The organism is Arcicella sp. BE140 (genome assembly GCF_031456255.1).
Taxonomy (GTDB): Bacteria; Bacteroidota; Bacteroidia; order Cytophagales; family Spirosomataceae; genus Arcicella; species Arcicella aquatica.
Genome location: NZ_JAVDUE010000002.1, coordinates 84,688 through 110,040 on the forward strand (window position 1 = coordinate 84,688; position 25,353 = coordinate 110,040).

Below are 25,353 nucleotides of genomic sequence, written 5' to 3' on the forward strand. Positions count from 1 at the left end.
TTTATGAAAAAATATTTCTTTTTCCTGCTTCTACTCGTTAATGCTGTTTCTGATGAACTTACGGTTACTTATTTTGCCGAGACTATTTCGATAGAAAAACTTCAAAGCAACCTGACCTTCTTGGCAAGCGATAGCTTACGGGGACGTTTAACTGGCTCGAAAGAACAAAAAATAGCGGCAGCTTTTATTGCCAAGCATTTTCATGAACATGGGTTAGACGCGATAGTATTGGGAGATACCGCAAACTCATACTTTCAGCCATTTTATATCAAGCAATATTTTGGTAAACAGCATAGTGTGATGCTGAATTCAACGGATAAAATGCGCCGTGCCAAAAACGTAATAGCTACCGAAAATGTAATGGGCTTTTTGGAAGGAACAGACAAAAAAGAGGAAGTATTGGTTATCTCTGCCCATTATGACCATATCGGTACAAGAAATGGCATTGTATTCAATGGTGCAGATGACGATGGCTCAGGTACTGTCGCAATGATGGAAATGGCAAGGGTGTTTTCAGAAGCAAAAAAACAAGGCAGAGGTCCACGCAGAAGTATTCTGTTTATTGCTTTTGCAGGAGAAGAGTTCGGTTTGCTAGGGTCGGAATATTATGTGGCAAAGCCTGTGGTTCCCCTTAAAAATACAGTGTGTGATTTGAATATCGATATGATTGGGCGGATAGATAATACCTATCTGGATAAGAAGGAATATGTATTCTTGATAGGTTCAGATAAAATTTCACAAGAACTTCATGCCCTGAGCGAACATAATAATGAGCTTTATACTAAACTGACTTTAGATTATAGCTATAATTCAGAATCGCATCCGCAACAATTGTACTATCGCTCAGACCATTATAATTTTGCCAAAAATCATATTCCCATTATTTTTTACTTTGATGGCGAACACCCAGACTATCATCAACCTACCGATGATGTTGATAAAATAGATTTTGGTTTACTCAGAAAAAGAGCCCAATTGGTGTTTTATACCGCTTGGGATATTGCCAATCGTGAAGGAACATTAAAGTAATCATTCACCAAGAATGGCTTTTTCGATTACTTCTGGAAAATGTTTGTGTTCTAATACTTGTCCTTTTTTAGCCACGTCTTCGGGCGAATCTGTAGGTAATACTGGATAAGATGCTTGGAAGATGATAGCCCCTTCGTCGTAATGTTCATTCACCAAATGAATAGTGATGCCTGATTCTGTTTCTTTATTTTCAACAACGGCCTCATGAACAAAATGACCGTACATACCTTTACCACCAAATTTTGGTAGAAGAGCTGGATGAATATTAATGATTTTATTGGGAAAAGCTTCTACCACATTTTGAGGAACCAGCCATAAAAAACCAGCCAAAATTACCCAGTCGATTTCATTTTCTTTCAAAATATCAACTACTTCGCCTGACTTGAATTGTTGACGATTGAACATCACCAAAGGAATATTTAGGCGTTCGGCTCTTTGAATTACGCCCGCTTGGGGATTGTTACAGAGAAATAATTTCACGTTTATTTCGGTTGAATCTGAGAAATATTCAACGATACGTTCGGCATTTGAGCCCGAACCAGAAGCGAAAATGGCAATATTTTTAGACAAAATAGATTGGATTTAACAAATTTCTGACAAATTTAAGCATAGATTTACAACCAAGCTTAACTTTTCTGCGTCTTTGTTAAAACTAAATATCTAAATCATGAAAAAGAATCTTTATCACACTTTAGCAGTTACATTATTAACAGCTTTAGTTTGGGCATGTGGTATTACAATTGACCCAACACCTTTATGTGGATGTTCACCAGTGGTTACTTTACCAGATATTTTAGTTGGTAAATGGGAGTTTGTGGGGTATGTCAAGGAAGATAGTTTAGACATTGAGAAAGAAAAATTAAAGGCAAGCACAGCAGCTTTCCCTGCTAATTTAGAGGTAGCATATAATACGACGGCTGGAAATAGAAAAAAACTAGATATTTCAGGTAGTTCATCTGTAAATACTTATAACGGAGGAATTACTTTAGGAACTACAGATTCTTCGTGGAGAGCGTGGACACCGATAACGAGTGGCGCTATAGCACAAACAAAAATGGCAGGAAGTAATGAAGCAATGGCTTTTGAAATAAAATACTTAAATGGTCTTTCTGTAGGTGAAAAAGTGAAGATAGAAGATGGAATGAATATCTTGTTAAGAGTTAAAATTCCAAATGATGAAATGCTTTTTGTTAGAAAGAGATAAAATTAGAGAGGCGAATGAATTTCATTCGCCTCTCTAATTTTAAAGCTGATTCGTAATCATTTTTTGTAAAGCCTTTTCTTCCAAATATCCCGTAGAACGTTTTACTTGTTTCCCGTTTTTGAAAACAATAAATGTAGGAATCTCATCTACTTTATAGTTTTCTACCACAGCTTTGCTGGCATCTGCATCTACTTTTACAAATTTCACTTTTCCTGATAATTCCTGTGAAAGCTTATCTACGCTAGGCATCATTTTGATACATGGTCCACACCATGAAGCAAAAAAGTCTAACACTACTACTTCATTTTCTTTTAAAATAGCATCAATATCTGTTTTGCTATAACCCTTTGCATTGGTATTTTCTTTTGAATCTTCTACGGGTAAATTACTAGCAGTCCATTTCAAATAACCTCCTTGAAGGTCGTAAACAGTTGTAAATCCATTTTGTTTCAATACTTCAGCCGCGGCTTTGCTTCTTCCACCAGATAAGCAATAGACAAATACGGGTTTAGATTTATCTAAAGTATTTATTTTTTGAATGAAATCTGGGCTTCTATAATCGATATTTTGGGCTTTTGCCAAATGTCCACCGCCATATTCACCATTTGTACGGACATCTATAAGTTGGGCATTAGTGTTTTCAGAATATTTTTTCTGAAATTCTGCTGTAGACAAAACTTGTGAGAGGCTTATGCTTATATTTGCAATAGAAAGTATCGTTAAAAATATAAATGTGCGAATAATATTTTTCATTATTTTTAGTATTAAAATTAACTAACTGTGAAAGTATTAGAAAAGTACAAGCAATCTTGAAAAAAGGCTTAAATTTGTTCTCAATATTTAACTAAAGTATTCAAATCATGCGAAAATAGATTTAATTTTCAACGATTGAAGAAATATTTTATTTGAACAAGAGAGAGTATTATCTAATTTACAAAAATTCCCTCCGTTTATAACCAAAAACAAAATTTACGCAAAATGAGTGCAATTCAACATGTACACGCAAGACAAATTTTGGATTCTCGTGGAAATCCAACAATCGAAGTAGATATCCGTACCGAAGATGGTGCTTTTGGACGTGCCGCTGTGCCTTCTGGAGCTTCAACAGGTATTCACGAGGCCGTTGAATTACGTGATGAGGATAAAAGCGTTTACGTGGGTAAAGGTGTTTTAAAAGCCGTAGAAAACGTAAATACTAAAATCGCTCAAGAATTGTGGGGCTTAGAAGTTTCTGAGCAAAATATGATTGACCGTTTGATGATTGAGTTAGACGGAACATCTAACAAAGGTAATTTAGGAGCAAATGCTATTTTGGGTGTTTCTTTGGCAGTAGCTAAAGCGGCAGCTCAAGAGTCTGGTTTGTCTTTATACCGTTATATTGGTGGTGTTAATGCTAACACTTTGCCAGTACCAATGATGAATATCTTGAATGGTGGTTCTCATGCTGATAACTCAATCGATTTCCAAGAGTTCATGGTAATGCCAGCTAAAGCTGAGTCATTCTCACACGCTTTGCGTATGGGTACTGAAGTTTTCCATGCTTTGAAAGGTGTATTGAAATCTAAAGGATATTCAACAAACGTAGGTGATGAAGGTGGTTTTGCACCAAACATCAAGTCTAACGAAGAGGCAATCGAAATCGTTTTACAATCAATTGAAAAAGCAGGTTACAAACCAGGTGAAGAAATTTTCATCGCAATGGATGCTGCTGCTTCTGAATTCTATAACGAAGAAACTGGTCTTTATACATTCAAGAAATCTGATGGCAAGCAATTGAACAATATGGAAATGGCTGCTTACTGGAAAACTTGGGCTGATAAATATCCAATCATCTCTATCGAAGATGGTATGGCTGAAGATGACTGGGCTGGTTGGAAAGAGCAAACTAAATTGATTGGTAGCAAAGTTCAATTAGTAGGTGACGATTTATTTGTTACAAACGTAAAACGTTTACAAATGGGTATCGAACAAGGTGTTGCTAACGCTGTATTAGTAAAAGTAAACCAAATTGGTTCTTTAACTGAAACAATCGATACTATCAACTTAGCGAAACGTAATTCATACAAAAACATCATGTCTCACCGTTCAGGTGAAACTGAAGATGCTACAATTGCTGACTTAGCAGTAGCATTGAACACAGGTCAAATCAAAACTGGTTCGGCTTCTCGTTCAGACCGTATGGCAAAATACAACCAATTACTTCGTATCGAAGAAGAATTAGGCGCAAACGCTTACTTCCCAGGATTGAATTTCTAATTGGAAATAACAGATTTAAAAGAGCCTTGCAGAATTTTTTGCAAGGCTCTTTTTTATGCATGTCAGTTACAAACAAACTATCAAAATCAGTATATTTGTAAAAAGCTTTGAATATGACACAAAGGTTATCACATAAAAAAACGAATAATATAATTCCCCTTTTAAAAAAGGGTGAATATAATAGCTATCGTCCAGAAGATATTAAGCGATGGGGGATTGAACGTTTTTTAGAAACTGTTTGTGCAAGTAAAGAAATTGAAGTGCCAAATCTTGGTTTCAATGACGAAGAAAATAATAGAATGGATTCTATACTGAAAGACGAAAATAAAGAACATGATTTTTGACACAAATTTGCTCATTAAACATATTCGTAAAGCTGAAAACCTTCCTCCAAAGTTAATTATCCCTATTCCAGTTGTTGGAGAATTAAAATCTTTTGCAATTAAATCAGACTGGGGAATACAAAAAGTATTATTTATGAATAGTCTTTTTAGCTTGTTTCCATTAGTTGAAATAACTGAAGAGCTGACAGAAATATATGCTCAACTAGATGCTTATAGTCAGGGTAAATTAAAAGGCTATCCATTACCTCTTGGAGTCTCTTCTCGAAATATGGGAAAAAATGATTTATGGATTGCAACAATGGCTACTTATTTTGATTTAGAATTACATACAACTGATAATGATTTCGATCATTTAATTAATTTTGGCTTGAGATTAATTAAACATCAGCCTTAATATATTAAATAGTAATCTATATTTAAATTAATAATTTTAGGTTTTGCCATTGTTCGTCAAGATAAGAAATATGGTAAATTTTTTTTGAAAATTAAATTATTCTTGATTTACCATGAGAAGATTACTCTTAGTAAAATATCGATTTTATACCCTTACGCTATCAGTATTGGTGGTGTGGATGATTTTTTTTGATGATAATAATGTTTTTAGTCAGTTTAAAATGTACCGAGAGTTAGGGCGATTAGAAGATGAAACTGCTTATTATGCTCAAAAATTGAAGGAGGTAGAGAAAGAAAAAATAGAAGTAATGGGCAATTCGAGTTTGATAGAAAAATTTGCACGCGAGAAGTACCTGATGAAAAAGCCCAACGAAGAGATTTTTGTAATAGTTGATGAAGATAATCAGCCGATTGAAAAATAAAAAATAATTAAAAATGAATTGAGCCTGTAATAACCCTCCTGTTTTACAGGTTTTTTTGTGAAATTTGCATTCCAGCTTTATTTTACACAATTCTTAGCTTGAATGTAGCCCAGAATTGTTAGCGTTAAAAAATGATGTTAAAAATTTTATTTGTTTGTACTGGTAATATCTGCCGTTCGCCAATAGCGGAGGAAACTTTTAGAAGAGCCGTAAAGGCTCGTGGTTTACAGCGTGTCATTCTGTGTGACTCTGCGGCAACGCATGCTTATCATATTGGTGACTTGCCTGACCCTAGAACACGGAAAAATGCAGAATCGCATGACCTAAAACTTACGCACCATTGTAGAAAACTATCAGGCGAAGATTTTTCTGTGTTTGATTATATCGTGGCGATGGATAACTATAATATGGAAAATATACAGACAATCAGTGCTAGGTCTGTCGGCATAAAGCAACCAGCTGAAAATTGTTTTTTGTATAGAAAGTTCGATAATACGAATACGACACCAGACAAAGTATTGGAAGTGCCAGACCCATACTATGGAAATTCAACTAATTTTGAGGAAGTCTATCAGATTGTCAATCGTTGTGCTGAAAGATTTTTAGATTTCTTAATTATTAAACATAATTTGTAAATGAGGAGGCTTCTGCTGATATGTCTGTTGTTTATCACGAAACAACTCTTGGCTCAATCGTACCAAGATAGCATTGTTAATCATCGAGAAAACTATAAGAAGGAGTTCTTGGATAGTAAGAGTAGCCCTTTGAAAGAAGCAGATTTATCTTACCTAAAATTCTATGAACCAGATGTACAGTATCGTGTGAATTGCATCTTTAAAAAATCAGAGAATGTTAATCCTTTTAATATGTCAACTTCCTCTGGACAGAAGCAAGAATATTACAAATATGGTGTGTTGAGCTTTCAATTACAAGGTAAAAATATGGAGCTAAACTTATATAGAAGCCTAAGCTTAATGCGAGTACCTCAGTATAAAAATTACCTGTTTATTCCTTTTAAAGATGCTACTAATGGGAAAGATACTTATGGAGGCGGGCGTTATTTAGCCCTTGAAACTACCGATATTCAAAATGATAGCGTAATTTTAGACTTTAATAAAGCATACAACCCTTATTGTGCTTTTAGTGATGGATATTCTTGCCCAATTCCGCCTAAAGAAAACCACTTAACAGTGAGAATTGAAGCAGGAGAGAAGATCTTTGGCAAAGCACATTAAACTAGTTAAGCGTTGTGAATGATGAGTTACAGTTTTTAAAAAATGATATATAGCATTTTACTTATATCCTAACATTGTTTATTTTACATAAATTATAAAAGCTTTAAGTCTATTGCTTAAAGCAAATTATCCAAGCGTTAATAAAACAAATCAAGCAATACATACGTGGACAAAAAAGTAATTTTAATCATCCTAGACGGTTGGGGAATAGCTCAGAAGGGTTATGAAGACCGTTCGGCAATCATTGCAGCAAAAACGCCATTTTATGATTCTATTTTGGCGAATAATCCAAACAGTACTTTAGTTACCTTCGGTCCTGAAGTTGGTTTACCAGAAGGACAATTTGGTAACTCAGAGGTTGGCCACATGAACTTAGGTGCTGGTCGTACTGTAAAACAAAGTTTGGTACGTTTGAATGATGCCATTGAGCAAGATACTCTTCGTCATGAGCCAGTCTTGGTAAAAGCTATCAAATATGCAAAAGATAATAACAAACCTTTTCATTTGATGGGCTTAGTGTCTGATGGTGGCGTACACGCACATATCAATCACGTAAAAGCATTGTGCAATGTTTTAAAAGATAATGGTTTAGAAAAAGTATATATCCATGCTTTTACAGATGGACGAGATACTGACCCGAAATCAGGAAAAGGATATATCGCAGATTTATCATCATTCTTGACTACATCGGTAGGTAAAATTGCGAGTGTAACGGGTCGTTATTATGCCATGGATAGAGATAATCGTTGGGAGCGTATTCAGAAAGCTTATGACGTTATGGTAAAAGGTATTGGAACAGCAACAGAAGATGTGTTAGCGTCAATCTCGGCGTCTTATGAAGCTGGTGTAACAGATGAGTTTATCGACCCACTTTTAGTGACTGAAAACGGAGTACCTGTTGCTACTATTCAAGAAGGGGATGTAGTATTGTGTTTTAACTACCGTACCGACCGCCCGCAGGAAATCACAAAAGCTTTAACGCAAGAAGATTTTCCTGAAAATGGCATGAAAAAATTGGATATTCAGTATTATACTTTGACCAATTATAATAAGTCTTTCACAGGTATCAATGTCATTTTTGATGATAGTAACTTACCTGCTACGTTGGGTGAAGTCTTGTCAGAAGCTGGTAAAAAACAAATCAGAATTGCTGAAACTGAAAAATACCCACACGTTACTTTCTTCTTCTCGGGTGGACGTAACGAAGAGTTTGAAGGTGAAAGCCGTATTTTGTGTAATTCTCCGAAAGTTGCTACTTACGATTTACAGCCAGAAATGTCTGTATATGAAGTACGTGATAGTTTAGTGCCTGCATTAAGAGACGAAAAAGCTGATTTTGTATGTTTGAACTTTGCTAACCCTGATATGGTGGGTCATACTGGTGATTTCCAAGCGGTAGTTGATGCTTGCGAGGCAGTAGACCAATCGTTGGAAGCTGTAGTAACAGCAGGTGTTGAACATGGCTATTCAGTAATTGTTTTAGCTGATCATGGAAATGCTGATTACATGATTAACGACGACGGTTCGCCAAACACACAACATAGCTTAAACCTTGTACCATGTATTTTGATTGACAAAGATAAAAAAGCAATCAAAAATGGTAAATTAGGGGATATTGCTCCAACTATTTTGGATTTAATGGGTATCGAAAAACCAGCCATTATGACTGGTGTAAGCTTAGTATAAGCTTTGAAGATACCAATCAGATAATAAAAAAGGTCAGGTTTCAAAAACCTGACCTTTTTCTATGGTAATGGGATAATTAACTTCTCTCCTCGTTCTGTAATATCTTTTGTTTTCTTGTTAGCAGTCATAATCAATTGCTTGCTAACACCATATTTTTCTGCTACCACCCTCAGAATATCTCCAGGGCCTACTGTATGAATTGCTTTCACTTTTACATTCAGTTTCGTAATCCCTACCTTAATGCCCTCTGGCTGAACATCAGGATTAAGCGTTTGTAAAGCAGACTTGCTGAGATGATAACGATTGGCAATACCATAAAAAGTTTCGCCTGATTGTACTGTATGAGTAAACGATGTCCCTTTTACGGCAACTTCAGTTGCTTTCTTTTCTGGTTTAGCTGTTTCCTCTTTCTTTTTAGGTTCTTCTTTTTCCTTCTCAGCTACTTTCTTCTCTTCTTTTTCTTTCTTCTTTATTTCAGCTTTTTCTGAAGCTTTTTTGCCCTCATTTTCAACATCCTCCTCAGGCATTTCTGACGGAGCAGTTACAAGGTCGGCATCATCTTGACCTTTCATCGCATCCGACTGTGGAGCAGTACTTAAAACAACTTCAGTTTTTGTAGTTTCATCACTCATCGACTGCCAACCAACATACAGCAAAGCAATTACCAATGCCACTAAAACCAAAAGGGTTATCATTGGAATGTTTGAGTTTTCTTCAACTGGGCGAGGATTACGATAATCTTCCATATTTCGTAAGGATTGGTGAGGTTTATTTAAAAAATTAAAGAGTTTTCGACTGTTAAAATAATCAATTAATTTAAAATAACTAATTACTTCCCTTCAATTCATTAACCATTTCTGCAACTTTTTCGCTTAGTTCGCTTTTATAATTTTGCAATTTAGTAGCTATTTCCTGATTTTCAATACCCAACATTTGTATGGCAAGAATTCCTGCATTTTTAGCACCATTCAAAGCAACAGTAGCTACAGGAACACCTGAGGGCATTTGTAAAATAGAGAGTACAGAATCCCAGCCATCGATTGAATTTGAAGATTTTACAGGTACACCAATAACAGGAAGCGTTGTTACAGAAGCTACCATGCCCGGCAAATGTGCCGCACCGCCTGCTCCAGCAATGATTACTTTAACGCCTCTATCACGAGCAGTCTGTGCATACTCAACCATTTTTAAAGGTGTTCTATGAGCCGAAACGATGTCTATTTCATACTCTACTCCAAATTGTTTACAAACGTCGGCAGCTTCTTGCATTACTTTAATGTCTGAAATACTACCCATGATGATTCCTACCATTGTACAATAACAAATTAAATTGCGTTATAAAGAATACAAATTTAGGTCGAAAAATCGAAAAAGCCTCTACTTCCTATAACGTAGAGGCTTTTAAAATAATATAAATGCTTAAAGATTAAGCATTTTCAGAAGGTTCAATGGATGGATTTTCTGGTAATTCTTCTTTAAAACTTTCTACAGGCTCATCTTCCTTTCTTTTTCCCGTAATAAAACGCCAGATAGCAGTTAAACCTGCACCAATCGCCACGATACCCAGTTTTCCTAACTTGAGTAATGGAAGGAAAAACTTACCTAATAGCCCTAAGAACCCTAATTTAGCCAATACTTTTCCTGCTACTAAACCTCCGATACCTACGGCTGCTACTACGTCTAAACCTGGGTCGAAATCTTTATATTTATTGCCATCTGTAAACTCTACGATATTTAAAACCTTGCTGATGTCATTATTAACCATGGCTAATTGAGACATTCCACCTACAGCATTTAATATCAACACACCTTTTCTACCCAAAATCCTAATGTTATAATTAAGCGTATTTTCGGCGCTATCATCAAATTTAATTTCTTTGGCCCAATGCAATACCTTATGTTCTTTATCATAAAATGGTTTTGCAGCCCAACCTACTAGCTTAACACTTCCATAACCCTCTTTTACTCTTTCTTCATTGCCAGCAGCTATATCTTCCTGCATATCAGCTAGCAGATCGTCATAGTTTATGTCGTCTGCATCATCATCTTTTACAAAGCCCATTTCGTCCCATTGAACGATAAAAGAATAACTTGACGCATCAGTCACTTTTCCACCTTCTGGTAAAATCATGCCTAAGATTTCTTGAGGAGGATTTCCCCAAAGTTTAGTCACTACAAAATCAGCTTGTTCGGCATTCAGGAATTTAAAGCCAGCAGGAATGGTGATTTTTGCAATACCATTTTTTAGCAAGATTGTACCATGTTGATAATTCATGGCATGCTCAACGGAATCAATGAAGGCTTCTTGTACTGCCAAGGCTTTTGATTCCTCATCACTGTTTTTTTTGTCTTTCTGTGCAGATACTGAATAAATAAATGTGATACATAACAGTAGTAGACCTAAAGTTTTTTTCATGTGTATAAAATTTAAGATGTGAGCCTTAAAAATATCATTAATAAATGAAAAAAGGAAAATAATTTATTAAATGGTAAGTCTAAGTCTGTGATAATTTTCAAAAATTCCATTTTAACATAGATATTTAAGAAAACAGGATAATAATATTTACCTAAATAGATGAATTTGATATGCAAAAGAATTGAAATGGAATATAAAATGTAACCCCTTTCGGCAGAGCGATAGTGGCATTAAACAACATAATCTGCTGAAAGAATCAATTGTATTGAGCCATCATAGAGATTTATTTATATTCAGTATAGATATAGGTAGATTCAAGGGATTGTAATTTTTTAACCATATCTATCAAACCACTACCAACGTTTTCTGTGATAACCTGTAAAACCCGTATTAATTCGTTATAACTATTGGGTTTTACGAAATAGCATATTGCTCCGAGTTTAACGGCATTCACCATGTCTTCTTGATGCGACGATGTCGAGATAATGATGGCTGGTATATTTTTGTAGTTTTTATCGTTTTTCAATTTTTTAAGACATTCCCAACCATCCATAATTGGCATGTTTAAATCCAAAAATATAAGTTGAGGTTTCTCATGAAGCATTTCTAATTTCCTGAAAAACTCTTCACCATTAATTGCACAGTGGCATACAATATTGTCGTCTATTTCTTCTAGAGCCTCGCAAAACATTTCAGTATCATCCCTATCGTCATCAGCTAAAAATATTATTTTTTGTCCCATATCTAAATACTAATTCCTTTTTGTTTTAATGGAAGTGTTATAACAAATGTGGCACCTTTGTCCAAACTGCCAATTGCAATGATATTGCCACCATGACGCTCTACAATTTTCTTGCAAAGAGATAAACCTAAACCTGTACCTTCATAATCATCTTTTGGGTTTAAACGGGTAAACGTTTCAAATATTTGCTCTGAATGGTCAGGTTTAAAGCCAATTCCATTATCTGTCACCGTAATACGATAAAAGTCTTGATTGTCAACCTCTGAAGAAATAGATATATGTGGAGGTACACCAGTTTTAGCAAATTTGATTGAGTTGTTGATAAGGTTATAAAAAAGTTGGTAAAGTAGTACCATAGCACCTTCTAATGTAGGGAGGTTTTGATACTCAATTGTTCCGCCTGTTTTTTGCAAAGCAACTTCTAAATCGGTCTCAATATTGCGTATGACTTCATTCAGATTAACGGATTCCGCCTTTTTTTGTATAGCATTGATAGTTGAGTAGGCTAATACTCCATCAATCATTGCGAACATGCGATCAGTAGCAACATGGATTCTTTGCATAAACCGCATTCCTGTATCATCTAATTTTTCGCGAAGGTGGTCTTCCAATCTACCAGTGAAGGTTTTTATTTTTCTTATCGGTTCTTTAAGGTCATGTGAGGCAACATGAGCAAACTGTTGTAGGTCTTCATTAGAGCGCTGTAATTCCCGAGTACGTTTAGTAACTTGCTGTTCTAATGTTTCAGCCAATATTTTATAACGATTTTCACTTTGCTGAAACCTCTCCTCTATACGCTTAATCTCGGTGATATCACGTGTCGTACCTGCAATAACTTCTACCTGACCATCTTGATTTAAAACCGGTACGAGAATATAGTCATAAATTCGGCTTCCAAGTTCAGCATGTGGAAAAGAAACAGTTCCACGGATTGATTTTTTTGTGGCGACGATCTCGTCAATTTCCCGCTCATGCATCTGTGCATGCCATTCTTCGTAGCCATTCTCGCGAAGCCCACGACCTATGGCATCTTCTGCGTTTTTACCCCACATAGTAAGAAGCGCCTTATTCGCATAAGTAAATCTGTAGCTAAGGTCAAAAACATACACTAGGTCGGGTGTGTTATCCGTAATGGAGTCATACAGTCGTTTTTGCTTTTCGGTAGTCTCTAATGCATTCTTGAGGTTTATCTCAGACTGTTTCCGCTCAGTTATATCTTCAGTTGTTACTACTAGTAGTTCTCCCTGTTTTACGGCTGTAAAATAAAACCAGTGCTTCATGCCTTCTCCTGCATAATAACATTCAAATCTGGCAGTAATACCTGTTTCAGCAACCTCAATAAATTTTTCAAGAATACCAGTTTGTTTTACGAAAGGAAAAACATCACTATATCGCTTGCCTTTGTAATCAGTATCGCCAATCCAGTTAAGTGTATGTGCATTAAAAAGTAAAATTGAGAAATCTTCGACCCTACCTTTTTCATTATATAGGCATTGCATCAGGGCAATCCCGTTTGAAGCAGAATCAAAAATGGTTTGGAAGAGGTCATTGTTTTCAGTTAATTTCATTGTTATAAAGTATGTCTTTGGAAGGTATTAGACCATAGGGTATTAAGATAAGTAATAAGGAAAGTTGTGCAATATTTTAAAAGTCAATAGATTATAGGGCTCTTTCAAACAATTCAATGCATAACTTTACAGCAAATTAATAGAAAATTTTAGAAGTTAAAATATTATAAAAACAAAAAATCCGAAGGAATTGTCCTTCGGATTATGTATATACGAAACAGTTCTAATCTTGCTAGATATTAAGCAATTACTTTAAGGGTTTCCTTTACTGCTTTTACTTTTTCTTTCAGAGAAGTTAAGTCTTCATCTACTACTGTTACATGTCCCATTTTACGGAATGGCTTTGTGATTTTTTTACCATACAAAAATGGATATACACCTGCTATGGCTAAAGCCTCATTCATCCCAACATATTTTGCTTCGCCAGTGTAATTATCTTCACCCAATAAGTTCACCATCGCCGCTTTTGAATGGGCAGTAGTGTCGCCTAATGGTAAGCCTAGAACAGCCCTAAGATGTTGCTCAAACTGAGAAGTGTGATTTGCCCTGATGGTATGATGACCGCTATTATGTGTACGTGGCGCTACTTCATTGATAAGAATCTGACCATCTTTCGTCAAAAACATTTCGACAGCCAGTAAGCCTACAATACCTAATTTTTCGGCAGTTTCTATCGCAATTCTCTTTGCTTCTTCATGGATATGTTCATTCACAGCCGCTGGTGCGAATAGGTATTCCACCAAATTATATACAGGATGAAATACACATTCAACGGTTGGGAATGTCTTGATTTCGCCATGTTCGTTTCTTGCTACGATTACGGCTATCTCTTTATCAAAGTCTATTGCTTTTTCTAATAAACTTGGTTCTGTAAAGGCTAAAGGTAAATCATCTTCAGAACTTAGTTTTTGTACACCACGTCCATCATAACCCCCTTTGCCTAATTTATTGAAAGCAGGTAAGAAATCAAGATGTTTGCTGATATCTTCTACAGAATCTGTCAGGATAAAAGCAGAAGTAGGTAGATTGTTATCTAAATAAAACTGTTTCTGAATGCGTTTATCTTGAATGATTTCTAATACTTCGGGCTGTGGAAATACTTTCTTGCCTTCTGAACGAAGTTTTTTTAATGCTTCTAAATTAACATTCTCGATTTCAATCGTAATTACTTCGCAGTCTTGTCCAAACTGGTAAACGGTGTCATAGTCCAGAAATGACCCAACAACAAACTCTGGTGCAATTTTAGCACAAGGAGCATCAGGGTCTGGGTCAAGTGCTTTTACGTGAATATCTAAATCGATAGCGGCTTGGAGTAACATCCTTCCTAGTTGACCACCGCCTAATAAACCTAATTTGAAATTTTTAGAAAACATTGGATTGCTGTAGGGGAAAGATACTAGCAATTAGTAGCAAAAATTGAATAAAAACCCTTGTTTGCTTTGTCGTAGTATCTTCCCTTATTTTAATTTTTCACAAAATTACGTTGAAATCTGTAAACCTTAGTAAATTTGTGTACTCTAAATAAATTAGAGGGGAAATTTTGGAGAAAAATTTATGAAAAATTCAATAAATCTTCGTTTTGGTATTTTGGTTGCTATTATTTTAGTGGCTACTGCTTTCCGTTTTTTAGCTGTTGTAGCACCAACTTTATCAAACTTTTCACCAGTAGGCACTATTGCTTTATTTGGTGGCGCATATTTTACTAAAAAATATTGGGCATTTGTAGTACCAATGGTTGCGCTGTGGTTATCTAACTTAGTATTGAATAATGTTTTTTACAAACAGTGGTATCCTACCTTTTCATTTGGGTTCGATGCTTCTGTGTTTTTTACCTTTGCTTTAGTAGTATTGGTAGGAATAGTTACTTTGAAAAAAGTAAATGTAACAAACTTACTTGGTGCTAATTTATTGGGTACACTAGTGTTTTTTATTGTATCAAACTTCTTTGTTTGGACGGCTGGAAAAATCTATCCTCAAACTTTTGATGGATTGGTATCGTGCTATACAATGGCTTTACCATTCTTGAAAAATACGTTGATGAGTAACCTAATCTTTTCTGCTATTATGTTTGGTGCTTTTGAATACGCACAATCGACTAGTAAATCGTTGCAGTTGCAATAAGTGTTTAGGAATATTTATCTTAAAAGTAGTGTAAGGATGCTTTACACTACTTTTTTTGTTTGATAGATGTTAAAACTCGTACTATAAACAAAAAAAAGTGCAGGGGATGCACCCTACACTTCTATCTACAATAATATCTAGTTATTTTACGCCTCAATATCAACAATAGCTGCTAAGTGTTTCCAGAACGAAGGGTATGATTTTACTACAACGTCTGGTTCTTCAATCTCAACATCCGCAATTAAAGCTAAAGGAGCAAAAGCCATTGCCATACGGTGGTCATCATAAGTATGGAATGATGTTCCCGCTGGAATGCTTTGATTACTTGAAGTCAGTAAGTATTTATGATTTTTTTCTGTTTCTACTAAACTCGCTCCGATTTTAGCCAACTCTGTTTGTAAAGCATAAATTCTATCAGTTTCTTTTACTTTTAGCGACTCTACGCCCGTTAAAGTAAGCGGAATGTTTTTGGCTGCTGCTACTACACAAACCGTTTGAGCAAGGTCTGGGCAATTGGTGAAATCCCAAGCTAAAGTACTTTCAGCAGGAATTTTAGTTAATTTAAATCCACGACCTGTATATTCAGACTTCACACCTAAATGGCTCATAATATCAGTAATGACAGAGTCACCTTGTAATGAATTTTCTTTTAATCCTAATAACTCTAATTCAGCATCTTCAAATTCAGAAAGTGCTACGATTGAAAACCAATAGCTTGCTCCTGACCAGTCAGATTCAATGGCATAAGGAATTACCTCATATTTTTGAGCAGGTACTGTAATCGTCAAATTTTCCCAATCTGGACTCACCGTAATACCGAAACTCTTCATTTGTTGAATCGTCATTTCGATATAAGGTTTAGACCCTAACTCTCCCGTAATCGTCAGAATTAATCCTTCTGGTAATAAGGGGGCAATCATCAAAATAGCAGAAATGTATTGTGAAGAAACATCTCCTCTGATAGCCAAATGGTTGTTTCCAGAGAAGTTAAAACCATTTAACTGTAATGGAGGATAACCTTCTTTATTCAAATATTCAATATCAGCACCCAAAGAACGAAGGGCATCTACCAAAATGCCAATCGGGCGTTCACACATTCTTGGCGTACCTGTCATCGTCTTGTGCTGACCTGTTACTGCGAAATATGCCGTTAAAAAACGCATAGTAGTACCAGCATCAATCACATCAGCAATAGCATCATCAGAAGCCAACAAACGCATCATCGTTTGTGTGTCACGTGCTTCCGCAAGATTTGATAAATTGTCTTTTCCTTGTGCCAAGGCATTGATAATCAAGGCACGATTAGATTCTGATTTTGAAGAAGGTAAGGGTATTTCCGTTTGGAAAGATTTCTGTACTTTAGGAAGTAATAGCTTTTTCAATGTATGATTTCTGATTTATTTTCGGAAAATATCATTCCCGATATACTTCTCTGATTCGTTTTTGGGATTTAAAGAATACAAAGATACAAGAAAACCTTGAAAATAGGCTCTGTAGAAATGCTTTACAGCGTACAAAGTAAGGGCTAGGAAATAACAATAAAATTAAAATAGTTTTTCGAAACTTGCTGGCGTTAATATTGTAGCTGTCACTACGTAAGATAAACGATGATATTTTGTGAATTAAAGGATTGTATATAAATATTATAAATCGCATCGGCAGACCACTCACAACTTATCATTCACAATTCTAATTTAACTCTTCATCCTCCACAATACTCTCTCTAAAGCGTTCTTGATAAATATTCAGCAATTCTTCCAATTGCCAAGCCGTAATGGCCAAGGTATTGATTGGAATCTCTTGAATTCGTCCATTATTAGTAAAAACCAATATTTCCGAATAACTATTCCCTTTCACTTCTGGACGAATCTGTAAACCATGCACAAATGCCCAAGAAACAAAAGGCTGTCCAACTACTTGAATGCCATCTTGACTAATAATAATTTTCGCTTTTGACTTAATTTTCTCTAAATACCTATAAGTCAATACGATACTAGTGAATAAACATAATACACTTGATATATATTCTGTTCTGATTAAGAAAAAAATTACATATAAAAATGTTCCTAGTCCACCCAACAGGAGTAGATGTTGGTCGGATGGACGCGTATAAATAACTGTCACTTGCGAAATCTCTACTTTTTCAGGCATATCAATTCAAGCTAGGGTCGCTAGGATAATTAGCTAATACTTTAAAAGAACCTCCCATTTCTTTGAGAATTGTTCTCCAAAAATTTTCTATTGGCGTATCAAAAATTACTTCTGCGGTAGTGGTTGATACAATCCATGAGTCTTTCTTGAGTTCATTGTCTAGTTGGTCTTCTTCCCAACCCGAATATCCAATAAAACAGCGGATATCACTAGGAGATAAAACACCATTATTGAGCAAACTCTTTACTTGCTGGAAGTTTCCACCCCATGTAACACCATCCATCAAAGTAATCCCCCCTTCGATGATATCAGGACGGCGGTGTACATAATGCAAAGTATTATGCTGAACTGGTCCCCCTACATAAAGGGGTATATCTGGATAAATATTTTCTTCTAATACATCATCAAGATTCAGGTTAGAAGCTTGATTCAGAATCAATCCAAAAGAACCTTGGTTAGTTTCGTGTTCACAAATAAGTACAACACTACGGTTGAAATTAGGATCCTTGAGAAAAGGTTCTGAGATAAGTATGGAGCCTTTTGTGACGTTTTTCATGGTAGGTATTTAAAGGATTATTGGTGAATTAAGGAATATTTATAAATCTTTGCAGGAATATCCTGAAAGGATAATGGTCGTAATGATATAGATTAAGTGCTATGGAGCTTAATTAAGAAGTTTAACTAAAAATACAATGCAAAACCTGAATCTCCAAACTACTTACCTACTTTTAGGCTCAAATTTGGGAAACAGAGAAGAAATTCTTGAAAATGCTATTGAATTAATTGAAAATAGAGTAGGGTTTGTGCTTAAACGTTCAAAATTCTATGAAACCGCTCCGTGGGGCGTAGATAATCAGCCTAATTATTTGAATATAGCCATTGCTGTAATTACAACTCTGAATCCTAATGAATTGTTGATAGAAACACAACAGATTGAAGAAACGTTAGGACGAGTACGACTAGAAAAATGGGGTGCAAGGCTAATTGATATTGATATTATTTTTTTCGGAGAACAAATTATTAACGAGCCAACCCTTGTAATACCTCATCCGTTGATGCATGAAAGAAATTTTGTGTTAGTACCCCTTGAAGAAATTGCCCCTGATTTTATACACCCAATTTTCCATAAAAGTATCATAGCATTATGTAATCTCTGTGCTGATATCGGGGAAGTAAAGCCTTATTTATGACCCACAGAATAGGGGAGGAGGAGCGTAAAAAAAGTGGTATTCCCGTTAGTATGCGCATTGATGCTCCCACCGTGAAGTTTTACAATGCGATTGACCAACGATAGCCCAACGCCATAACCTTTGATATTGGCAGTATTTTGGCTTCTATAGAAAGGTTCAAATACTAAAGCTATTTCCTTCTGAGGCATAGCACCTGTGTTTTCAAACTGTACTTCAATCTGATTTTCCAGAAAACGAATGCATACTTTTACGGAGTGATTTTCTGAGAATTTACAGCCGTTTTCTAATAAATTCACAAAAGCAGTTTTGAGTAATTGTGCATTTCCTTGAATCACTAGCTGAGTATCTTCTTCTAATTCACTGGTGAAATTTACTTGTACCTGATAGTCCTTTTCAGCTTGTAATAATAAATCTCCCGCTTCCCAGATTATTTCATCAAGCCGTACTTCATCATACATCAGACTATGGTTCAAATCGCTTACTTTGGCTAGCTCCAATAAAGTATTTGATAGCTGACCTAACTCCCGAATATCTTGTCTGACAGATAGTAGCGTTGTTAAATACTGTTCTTCACTTCTGCTTTTCAATAAGGTAACATCAATTTGTGACCCTATTTTCATCAAAGGATTTTTCATTTCATGGGATACATTCGAAACAAATAAATTTTGTAAACGAAATACCTCTCCAATTCTTTCTAGTAGCTCATTAAAGGTGGCAGTTAATTGCCCAATTTCATCTTTGGGATTTTGAATCGTCAGTCGCTGATTAACGTTTTGAGGATAAATGGTCTTTACTTGTTTAATTACCTCAGAAATAGGCGACAAGGCACGAACAGAAAAATACCAACCCGTTACGGCCACTACGGCAATTACAATAAAAAACAACCCAAACATGGTGTTTTGTAAATTCTTTAAATCTCGCTCTCCAGATGAATCTACCGCCCCTGCAATGGTAACAACCCGATTGAAGCGGTCTCTATAAAGAATACCTACAATCTTAAAATCTCCTTGTGTAAATCTTGAAATGCGTTCTTTTCTTACCTGATTCAGCATTTCAGAAGAAATCTTGAACCCACTTGTGTCATTGGTAGAATATACTTTTAAATTCTCATAATCGTAAATAATGAGGTTTTCACGATAAAGAACATCTCTGTTGTTTTGATTAATTTTCTTGAGCAACTTAGAATTTACTTCATTAAATGTCACCAACAATTTTGCAGAGGTAGAAGCTTTTTGGGTAAGACGATTATAGAATTCTTCTTTTACGTAATTATAGCGTAAACCATAAATTACAATAAAAATCACCAAAACAATTACAGACACTAACAGTGTAAATTGTAAAGTAAGCTTTGCTCTAATTTGCATAATTTATGAGAACGTTTTTAAAGTTATTCTTCAACTTTTAATACATATCCAACACCATATTGGGTATGTATAAGTTTGGTGTCGTAATTTTTGTCAACTTTCTTGCGAAGCATCGTCATAAATACTTCGATAACGTTTGTGCCCATTTCAAAACGACTATCCCATACTTTTTCGGCAATATCTGCTTTGGAAATTACTTTCCCCTGATTTCTTAAAAGGTATTCTAACAAAGCAAACTCACGAGCGGTTAAATCAATTTTATTGCCAGCCCTAGTGACTAAATGGGCATCCAGATTCATTTCTAAATTATTATAGCTCAAAATATTGGTATTGCTAAGTAATGGCGCAACATGTGTACGTTTGCTTAATACCTTGATACGTGCCATGAGTTCCAGAAAATCAAAGGGCTTTACTAAGTAATCATCAGCCCCAGCATCAAACCCCATCAATTTTTCTTGAATACTACCCATTGCCGTAAGCATTAGAATAGGCGTGACTACTCCTTCTTCACGAAGTTGCTTGCACAATTCAAGCCCATTAATACCCGGCATAATGATATCAGTAACGATGATTTGATATTGATTTTTACGTGCAAGGTGTTTGCCAATGAGTCCATCATAAGCTATATCTACTTCAAAACCATTTTCCTCTAATCCCTGTCGAAGCGATTGGAGTGTTTTGGGTTCATCTTCTATTAATAATATTTTCATGGATATTGTAGGTAAATACTTTATCAAAGATAAAATAAAAAACTCCGCAAGACACTTAAATTCTTGCGGAGCCATCACTAATTAAATATTTTTATAGATTTTCAGAGACTTTTGATTTATCCATCGTTGCCATCGTTCCAAAAACATAATCCCAAAGCGGAGAAGATACACCAAAAACAGCGTTACCATCTTTATAATGATGCACAGCATGGTTAATCCATAATTGCTTCATGAAGTTTTTAGGTGGAGCATACGCATGAACAGAATAATGTACTAACAAATACGCTGCATATCCCCAAATAAAACCTGGGAAGAAAGCGTAAGCTGCCTCGCCCATCAAAACAAAAAACAAAGAAAACAATGTTACAGCTACAATCACAGCCACTATAGGAGGCATCGCTAAACGAGTTTTGTCCTTAGGGTATTCATGATGTACACCATGAGCAATGTATTGAAATTTAGCTCTTGCTTCGGTTGTTGGTTCAATGTGATATACACTTCTATGTACCCAGTATTCAATGAATGTAAATGATATTGCACCAATGAAGAACAAAGCACCAATAGCCCAATTGGCTAATTCTGTATGAGTAAAGGCATAAAATCCAAGCACAAAACCTGCAACAAAAAATAAAGATACTGGAATGGCAATGTGTGTGTGCGATAGTTTCTCTAAGATTGGATTTTCAAATAATTGTTTAGAGCCACTATTTTTAGGTCTAATTTTTGTGTTTTTCGCTTCCATAATACTATTTTAGATAAGTAGGAGAGTTAGCGTATAAATTGTATTAATTTAATATTAAGAGCTTAATACCTATCATTTTGTTGAATTATAACGACAAAGATACTCAACTTTTATTTACAATAAAATACCATTTATCATGTTATTTAGTGATATTATGTATATCACTAATAGTCAGTCCGCTATGTTTGATTATTCTTGGGTGCTTTAGCTTTAATAATTAATCTTAACGATTGGTCATAGGTAATATAATTCCATAGCCAGTTAATAAATATCAATACCTTGTTTTTTACGCCTACAATAGCGATTAAGTGTACAAACATCCATGTAAGCCAAGCAAAAAAACCTTGAAAACGCCAAAAAGGTAAATCTACTACAGCTTTGTTTCTACCGATAGTAGCCATTGACCCCAAATCTTTGTATTTAAAATCTTCGAGGGCATTTCCTTTTAGTATATTTTTTAGATTAGTAGCCAGTAATTTACCTTGCTGTATCGCTGGTTGAGCTACTTGTGGATGACCATTCGGAAATTTATCCTCAGTCATATACGCTACATCACCAATCGCAAAAATGTTTTCATAGCCATCTACCAGATTTTGTCTATTTACTTTCAACCTTCCTCCACGAACCATTACTTCAGGCTTGATACCCTGTATCACATTCGCTTTTACCCCCGCTGCCCATACTAAATTGTTGGTTCGGATAGTAGTTCCATTATTAAAATAAACATGCTTACCATCAAAATCAGTCACTCGGGTATTGAGGTGGACAATTACGCCTAATTGTTCCAGATAATCTTTTGATTTAATTTGTGCATTAACAGACATCGGCCCTAATAATTCAGCCCCAGACTCTATAATGTGCACTTGCATCAAATTGAAATCTAGCTCTGGATAATCGTTTGGCAAAACCATTTTTTTCATTTCAGCCAACGTACCTGATACTTCCACACCAGTAGGTCCGCCACCTACTACGACCACATTCATCAAGCCGATTTTGTCTTCTTCTTGATCAGCCAATAAGGCCTTTTCAAAGTTTTCTAATAACCTATTCCTAAGCCCTAGTGCTTCGCTTACCGATTTCATGGGCAAAGCATTATCTTCAATATTTTGATTTCCAAAAAAATTGGTGTCGGCTCCAATCGCTAATACTAAATAATCGAAAGTAAGCTCGCCAATATTAGTTACAATAATGTTTTGCTCAGGGATAATCTTTGTTACAGTTGCCACCCTTACAAACACATTGTTGTAATGATGAAAAGCTAGCCGAAGCGGAAATGAAATGGCTGATGGTTCGAGCCCCGCAGTTGCTACTTGATAAAACAGCGGTTGAAATTGATGATAATTGTTTTTGTCAATCAGAACAACTTCAAAATCATAACTACCTGCTAATTCTTGGGCTAATTTTAGTCCTCCAAAACCCGCTCCAATGATTACTACTCTCTTACGATTACTTTCTTGAATGTTCAGGGGCATACTGTTCTTAATTTAGGTTATCAACAGCACAGGGTTGGGGTGGAAATTTCCAACTTTTAGCTGTCACTTCTTCATAGTAACGTTCATATAGGGGTAAAATATTGGCAATATCAAATTCTTTGGCTCTTTCATGGGCATTATGTTTGAATCGGGCTAATACTTCATCATCTTCAAGAATTGATATAGCATTTTTTGCCATATCGTCAGTATCTCCAATTTTCGAAACATAACCTGTTACCCCATTAATGTTTACTTCAGGCAAGCCACCGGCGTCTGATGAAATAATTGGCACTTCACAAGCCATTGCTTCTAGTGCTGCCAAGCCAAAACTTTCTTTTTCAGAAGTCAGTAAAAATAAATCTGCCAATGAAAGTACTTCCTCTATTACATCTAATTTCCCTAAAAATCTTACGTCTTGTTGTACGCCCAATTCTCTGCAAAGCATTTCAATAGAAGTACGTTCTGGACCATCGCCAACTAAGAGTAACTTAGAGGGAATCTTCTGATTTACTTTATGAAAAACATGTACCACGTCCTCAATTCTCTTTACTTTCCTGAAATTTGAGGTATGCATTAGCAATTTTTCCCCATTTGGACAAATCGCTATTTTAAAATGATCTTTACGAAGCTTTTTAAAACGCTCCAAATCGATAAAATTAGGAATCACCTCTATTTTACTGACAATTTCAAATTCTTCATAAGTATCATTTTTCAAACTTTCAGAAACTGCTGTTACCCCGTCAGACTCGTTGATAGAAAAAGTAACGACAGGCTCAAAGGAAGGGTCTTTGCCTACTAAAGTAATGTCTGTTCCATGCAAAGTGGTGATAAAAGGAATGTGAATACCTTTTGATTTTAGAATTTGTTTAGCCAAATAAGCCGCCGAAGCATGCGGAATAGCATAATGAACATGTAATAAATCGAGCCTTTCATTGAGAACTACGTCAACTATTTTACTTGCCAATGCCGATTCGTAAGGAAGGTATTGGAAAAGTGGATAGCTGGATACACTCACTTCGTGATAGTAGATATTTTCGTTAAAAAAGTCTAACCTTGAAGGTTGTGAATAGGTGATAAAATGTACTTCATGACCTGCCTTAGCAAGTGCCTTACCTAATTCTGTGGCTACTACACCACTACCTCCGTAAGTAGGATAACAAACAATTCCGATTTTCATTAATCTAATATTGAAGCGGTTCGCCGCACGTTGTGGATATGTAAAGTTAAGTCTTAGCGAATAGACTTATTAAGAGACTAACACACAAAAACAAAAAAAAATCTCTTTAAGTCACTAAAAAGTTTTTTAAGGGACGAAAATGGAATAAATTTGGTTGTTAGAGTAAATCGTTTATCCCACTGTTGCTGTTTAATTCACGAAAGCTAGCCTTTAACAAAATGTTGAGAACCCCTCGTAAAGTAACATATCTACAAGTAATTATGGGCTTTAGTCGACTAATCCGTTGGCAGAATTTAGCAATTATCGTATTTACCCAATATTTCACAAGGTATTTCCTAATTCGTGATAAACCGCTTTCTTTTACTCACTTATTTGAAATTTTATTCGAAAAAAACTTATTTCTCATCTCGTTGGCTACTGTGTTTATTGCCGCCTCAGGCTATATCATTAACGATTATTACGACATTAAGATTGACCTTGTCAATAAACCAGATAGGGTAGTGATTGGGCGATATATCAAAAGAAGATGGGCATTATTGATACACCAATTTTTTAATGGTGCTGGCATAGCGTTAGGACTATTGGTGGATAAAAAAATAGCCTTAGTAAACCTATTTGCCGTTTTTTGTTTGTGGCTCTATTCAAATCAACTAAAAAGATTACCCTTTTGGGGGAATTTAATGGTAGCTATCCTCACGGGTTTTTCTTTATTAGTGTTGGCTGTTTATTATCCCGGACATCAGCGTCAGGTATGGGTATATGCTACTTTTTCGTTTTTTATTACTTTAATTAGGGAAATAATTAAAGACATGGAAGATGTAAAAGGGGACGAACTGCACGGGTGCAAAACACTTCCTATCATTTGGGGGATTGCTCGCACCAAAAGGCTCGTTTTTGGATTTATAGCAATATTTATCTCCATTTTGTTTGTATTAGCTACACAGTTGCCTAATCAGCGTGTAGCTTATATTTTTCTAGTACTGATGTTCCCCGTAGGTTTTTTGACCTATAAATTAGTATATGCCGATAAGCCAGACGACTTTGCTTTTCTAAGTAATGCTTGTAAAATGATTATGCTGATAGGTGTGCTAACGATGATATTTGCATAGAAATGCCAAAGTTACATAAAAT

Annotated in this window: 28 protein-coding genes; 12 read left to right on the forward strand and 16 right to left on the reverse strand. The window is 35.5% G+C overall.

Annotated elements, in window-relative coordinates; genetic code table 11:
- Positions 1–3 precede the first annotated feature (3 nt).
- Positions 4–1,029, forward strand: coding sequence for a M28 family peptidase (locus J2Y60_RS03665; RefSeq protein WP_309913407.1), 1,026 nt, complete (start codon positions 4–6; stop codon positions 1,027–1,029).
- On the opposite strand, the gene J2Y60_RS03670 is transcribed toward J2Y60_RS03665, so the two are convergent.
- Entirely contained in the window at positions 1,030–1,599 is a 570-nt protein-coding gene (locus tag J2Y60_RS03670; protein ID WP_309913410.1) for a phosphoribosylglycinamide formyltransferase, read from the reverse strand.
- A gap of 97 nt (positions 1,600–1,696) precedes the next feature.
- Here J2Y60_RS03670 and J2Y60_RS03675 point away from each other — a divergent pair, with 97 nt between their 5' ends.
- A complete protein-coding gene (locus tag J2Y60_RS03675) occupies positions 1,697–2,233 on the forward strand; it encodes an META domain-containing protein (protein WP_309913413.1) in 537 nt (178 codons plus the stop codon).
- A gap of 39 nt (positions 2,234–2,272) precedes the next feature.
- On the opposite strand, the gene trxA is transcribed toward J2Y60_RS03675, so the two are convergent.
- Positions 2,273–2,986, reverse strand: coding sequence for a thioredoxin (gene trxA / locus J2Y60_RS03680; protein ID WP_309913415.1), 714 nt, complete (start codon positions 2,984–2,986; stop codon positions 2,273–2,275).
- A gap of 225 nt (positions 2,987–3,211) precedes the next feature.
- Between trxA and eno the strand changes: the two genes are divergently transcribed.
- The 7 genes from eno to gpmI all read left to right on the forward strand — a co-directional run bounded on the left by eno (position 3,212) and on the right by gpmI (position 8,569).
- Positions 3,212–4,489 (forward strand): phosphopyruvate hydratase, encoded by a 1,278-nt coding sequence (gene eno / locus J2Y60_RS03685; protein ID WP_309913418.1) that lies wholly within the window; start codon positions 3,212–3,214, stop codon positions 4,487–4,489.
- 113 nt (positions 4,490–4,602) lie between these two features.
- Positions 4,603–4,833: a hypothetical protein gene (locus tag J2Y60_RS03690; protein ID WP_309913421.1), complete on the forward strand. Its 231-nt coding sequence runs from the start codon at positions 4,603–4,605 to the stop codon at positions 4,831–4,833.
- Positions 4,823–5,227, forward strand: coding sequence for a PIN domain-containing protein (locus tag J2Y60_RS03695; RefSeq protein ID WP_309913424.1), 405 nt, complete (start codon positions 4,823–4,825; stop codon positions 5,225–5,227). Before J2Y60_RS03690 ends, J2Y60_RS03695 begins: the two co-directional genes overlap by 11 nt.
- A 112-nt stretch (positions 5,228–5,339) precedes the next feature.
- A complete protein-coding gene (locus tag J2Y60_RS03700; RefSeq protein WP_309913427.1) occupies positions 5,340–5,648 on the forward strand; it encodes a septum formation initiator family protein in 309 nt (102 codons plus the stop codon).
- A gap of 131 nt (positions 5,649–5,779) precedes the next feature.
- Positions 5,780–6,283 carry a low molecular weight protein-tyrosine-phosphatase gene (locus J2Y60_RS03705; RefSeq protein WP_309913429.1) on the forward strand — a complete coding sequence of 168 codons (504 nt, stop codon included), beginning with the start codon at positions 5,780–5,782 and terminating at the stop codon, positions 6,281–6,283.
- On the forward strand, positions 6,284–6,883 hold the full coding sequence (locus J2Y60_RS03710; protein ID WP_309913431.1) for a DUF1684 domain-containing protein: 600 nt from the start codon (positions 6,284–6,286) through the stop codon (positions 6,881–6,883).
- A 165-nt stretch (positions 6,884–7,048) separates the two neighbouring features.
- On the forward strand, positions 7,049–8,569 hold the full coding sequence (gene gpmI, locus J2Y60_RS03715; protein WP_309913434.1) for a 2,3-bisphosphoglycerate-independent phosphoglycerate mutase: 1,521 nt from the start codon (positions 7,049–7,051) through the stop codon (positions 8,567–8,569).
- 59 nt (positions 8,570–8,628) lie between these two features.
- Here gpmI and J2Y60_RS03720 read toward each other — a convergent pair whose 3' ends face one another.
- From J2Y60_RS03720 to J2Y60_RS03745, 6 genes are all read right to left on the reverse strand, one after another.
- On the reverse strand, positions 8,629–9,315 hold the full coding sequence (locus tag J2Y60_RS03720; RefSeq protein ID WP_309913441.1) for a LysM peptidoglycan-binding domain-containing protein: 687 nt from the start codon (positions 9,313–9,315) through the stop codon (positions 8,629–8,631).
- A 79-nt stretch (positions 9,316–9,394) separates the two neighbouring features.
- Complete coding sequence (gene purE / locus J2Y60_RS03725) at positions 9,395–9,880, reverse strand: 5-(carboxyamino)imidazole ribonucleotide mutase (RefSeq protein ID WP_309913445.1); 486 nt, start codon at positions 9,878–9,880, stop codon at positions 9,395–9,397.
- Positions 9,881–9,995: 115 nt separating this feature from the next.
- Positions 9,996–10,985, reverse strand: a complete 990-nt coding sequence (locus J2Y60_RS03730) for a DUF2167 domain-containing protein (RefSeq protein WP_309913448.1) — start codon at positions 10,983–10,985, stop codon at positions 9,996–9,998.
- A gap of 283 nt (positions 10,986–11,268) precedes the next feature.
- Positions 11,269–11,727 carry a response regulator gene (locus J2Y60_RS03735; RefSeq protein ID WP_309913451.1) on the reverse strand — a complete coding sequence of 153 codons (459 nt, stop codon included), beginning with the start codon at positions 11,725–11,727 and terminating at the stop codon, positions 11,269–11,271.
- Between the two features lie 2 nt (positions 11,728–11,729).
- A complete protein-coding gene (locus tag J2Y60_RS03740; RefSeq protein ID WP_309913456.1) occupies positions 11,730–13,295 on the reverse strand; it encodes an ATP-binding protein in 1,566 nt (521 codons plus the stop codon).
- 239 nt (positions 13,296–13,534) lie between these two features.
- Positions 13,535–14,668: a 5-(carboxyamino)imidazole ribonucleotide synthase gene (locus tag J2Y60_RS03745; protein WP_309913460.1), complete on the reverse strand. Its 1,134-nt coding sequence runs from the start codon at positions 14,666–14,668 to the stop codon at positions 13,535–13,537.
- Positions 14,669–14,849: 181 nt separating this feature from the next.
- Between J2Y60_RS03745 and J2Y60_RS03750 the strand changes: the two genes are divergently transcribed.
- Positions 14,850–15,416 carry a DUF6580 family putative transport protein gene (locus tag J2Y60_RS03750; protein ID WP_309913463.1) on the forward strand — a complete coding sequence of 189 codons (567 nt, stop codon included), beginning with the start codon at positions 14,850–14,852 and terminating at the stop codon, positions 15,414–15,416.
- A 146-nt stretch (positions 15,417–15,562) separates the two neighbouring features.
- Here J2Y60_RS03750 and J2Y60_RS03755 read toward each other — a convergent pair whose 3' ends face one another.
- The 3 genes from J2Y60_RS03755 to J2Y60_RS03765 form a co-directional block, all read right to left on the reverse strand.
- A complete protein-coding gene (locus tag J2Y60_RS03755) occupies positions 15,563–16,798 on the reverse strand; it encodes a 3-phosphoshikimate 1-carboxyvinyltransferase (protein WP_309913467.1) in 1,236 nt (411 codons plus the stop codon).
- Between the two features lie 307 nt (positions 16,799–17,105).
- A complete protein-coding gene (locus J2Y60_RS03760; protein ID WP_309913472.1) occupies positions 17,106–17,567 on the reverse strand; it encodes a hypothetical protein in 462 nt (153 codons plus the stop codon).
- Between the two features lies 1 nt (position 17,568).
- Positions 17,569–18,123, reverse strand: a complete 555-nt coding sequence (locus J2Y60_RS03765; protein WP_309913475.1) for a YqgE/AlgH family protein — start codon at positions 18,121–18,123, stop codon at positions 17,569–17,571.
- 136 nt (positions 18,124–18,259) lie between these two features.
- On the opposite strand from J2Y60_RS03765, the gene folK reads away from it, so the two are divergent.
- Positions 18,260–18,757 carry a 2-amino-4-hydroxy-6-hydroxymethyldihydropteridine diphosphokinase gene (folK, locus tag J2Y60_RS03770; protein WP_309913478.1) on the forward strand — a complete coding sequence of 166 codons (498 nt, stop codon included), beginning with the start codon at positions 18,260–18,262 and terminating at the stop codon, positions 18,755–18,757.
- Here the strand turns inward: folK and J2Y60_RS03775 are convergent.
- From J2Y60_RS03775 to bshA, 5 genes are all read right to left on the reverse strand, one after another.
- Complete coding sequence (locus tag J2Y60_RS03775; RefSeq protein WP_309913482.1) at positions 18,748–20,121, reverse strand: HAMP domain-containing sensor histidine kinase; 1,374 nt, start codon at positions 20,119–20,121, stop codon at positions 18,748–18,750. The two genes, folK and J2Y60_RS03775, sit on opposite strands and share 10 nt — an antisense overlap.
- Positions 20,122–20,144: 23 nt before the next feature.
- Entirely contained in the window at positions 20,145–20,831 is a 687-nt protein-coding gene (locus tag J2Y60_RS03780; protein WP_309913487.1) for a response regulator transcription factor, read from the reverse strand.
- Between the two features lie 91 nt (positions 20,832–20,922).
- On the reverse strand, positions 20,923–21,573 hold the full coding sequence (locus tag J2Y60_RS03785) for a sterol desaturase family protein (RefSeq protein WP_309913490.1): 651 nt from the start codon (positions 21,571–21,573) through the stop codon (positions 20,923–20,925).
- A 179-nt stretch (positions 21,574–21,752) separates the two neighbouring features.
- Positions 21,753–23,045 carry an NAD(P)/FAD-dependent oxidoreductase gene (locus J2Y60_RS03790; RefSeq protein ID WP_309913493.1) on the reverse strand — a complete coding sequence of 431 codons (1,293 nt, stop codon included), beginning with the start codon at positions 23,043–23,045 and terminating at the stop codon, positions 21,753–21,755.
- A 7-nt stretch (positions 23,046–23,052) separates the two neighbouring features.
- Positions 23,053–24,222, reverse strand: coding sequence for an N-acetyl-alpha-D-glucosaminyl L-malate synthase BshA (gene bshA, locus J2Y60_RS03795; protein ID WP_309913496.1), 1,170 nt, complete (start codon positions 24,220–24,222; stop codon positions 23,053–23,055).
- Positions 24,223–24,440: 218 nt separating this feature from the next.
- On the opposite strand from bshA, the gene J2Y60_RS03800 reads away from it, so the two are divergent.
- Positions 24,441–25,331, forward strand: a complete 891-nt coding sequence (locus J2Y60_RS03800) for a geranylgeranylglycerol-phosphate geranylgeranyltransferase (RefSeq protein WP_309913499.1) — start codon at positions 24,441–24,443, stop codon at positions 25,329–25,331.
- Positions 25,332–25,353 lie beyond the last annotated feature (22 nt).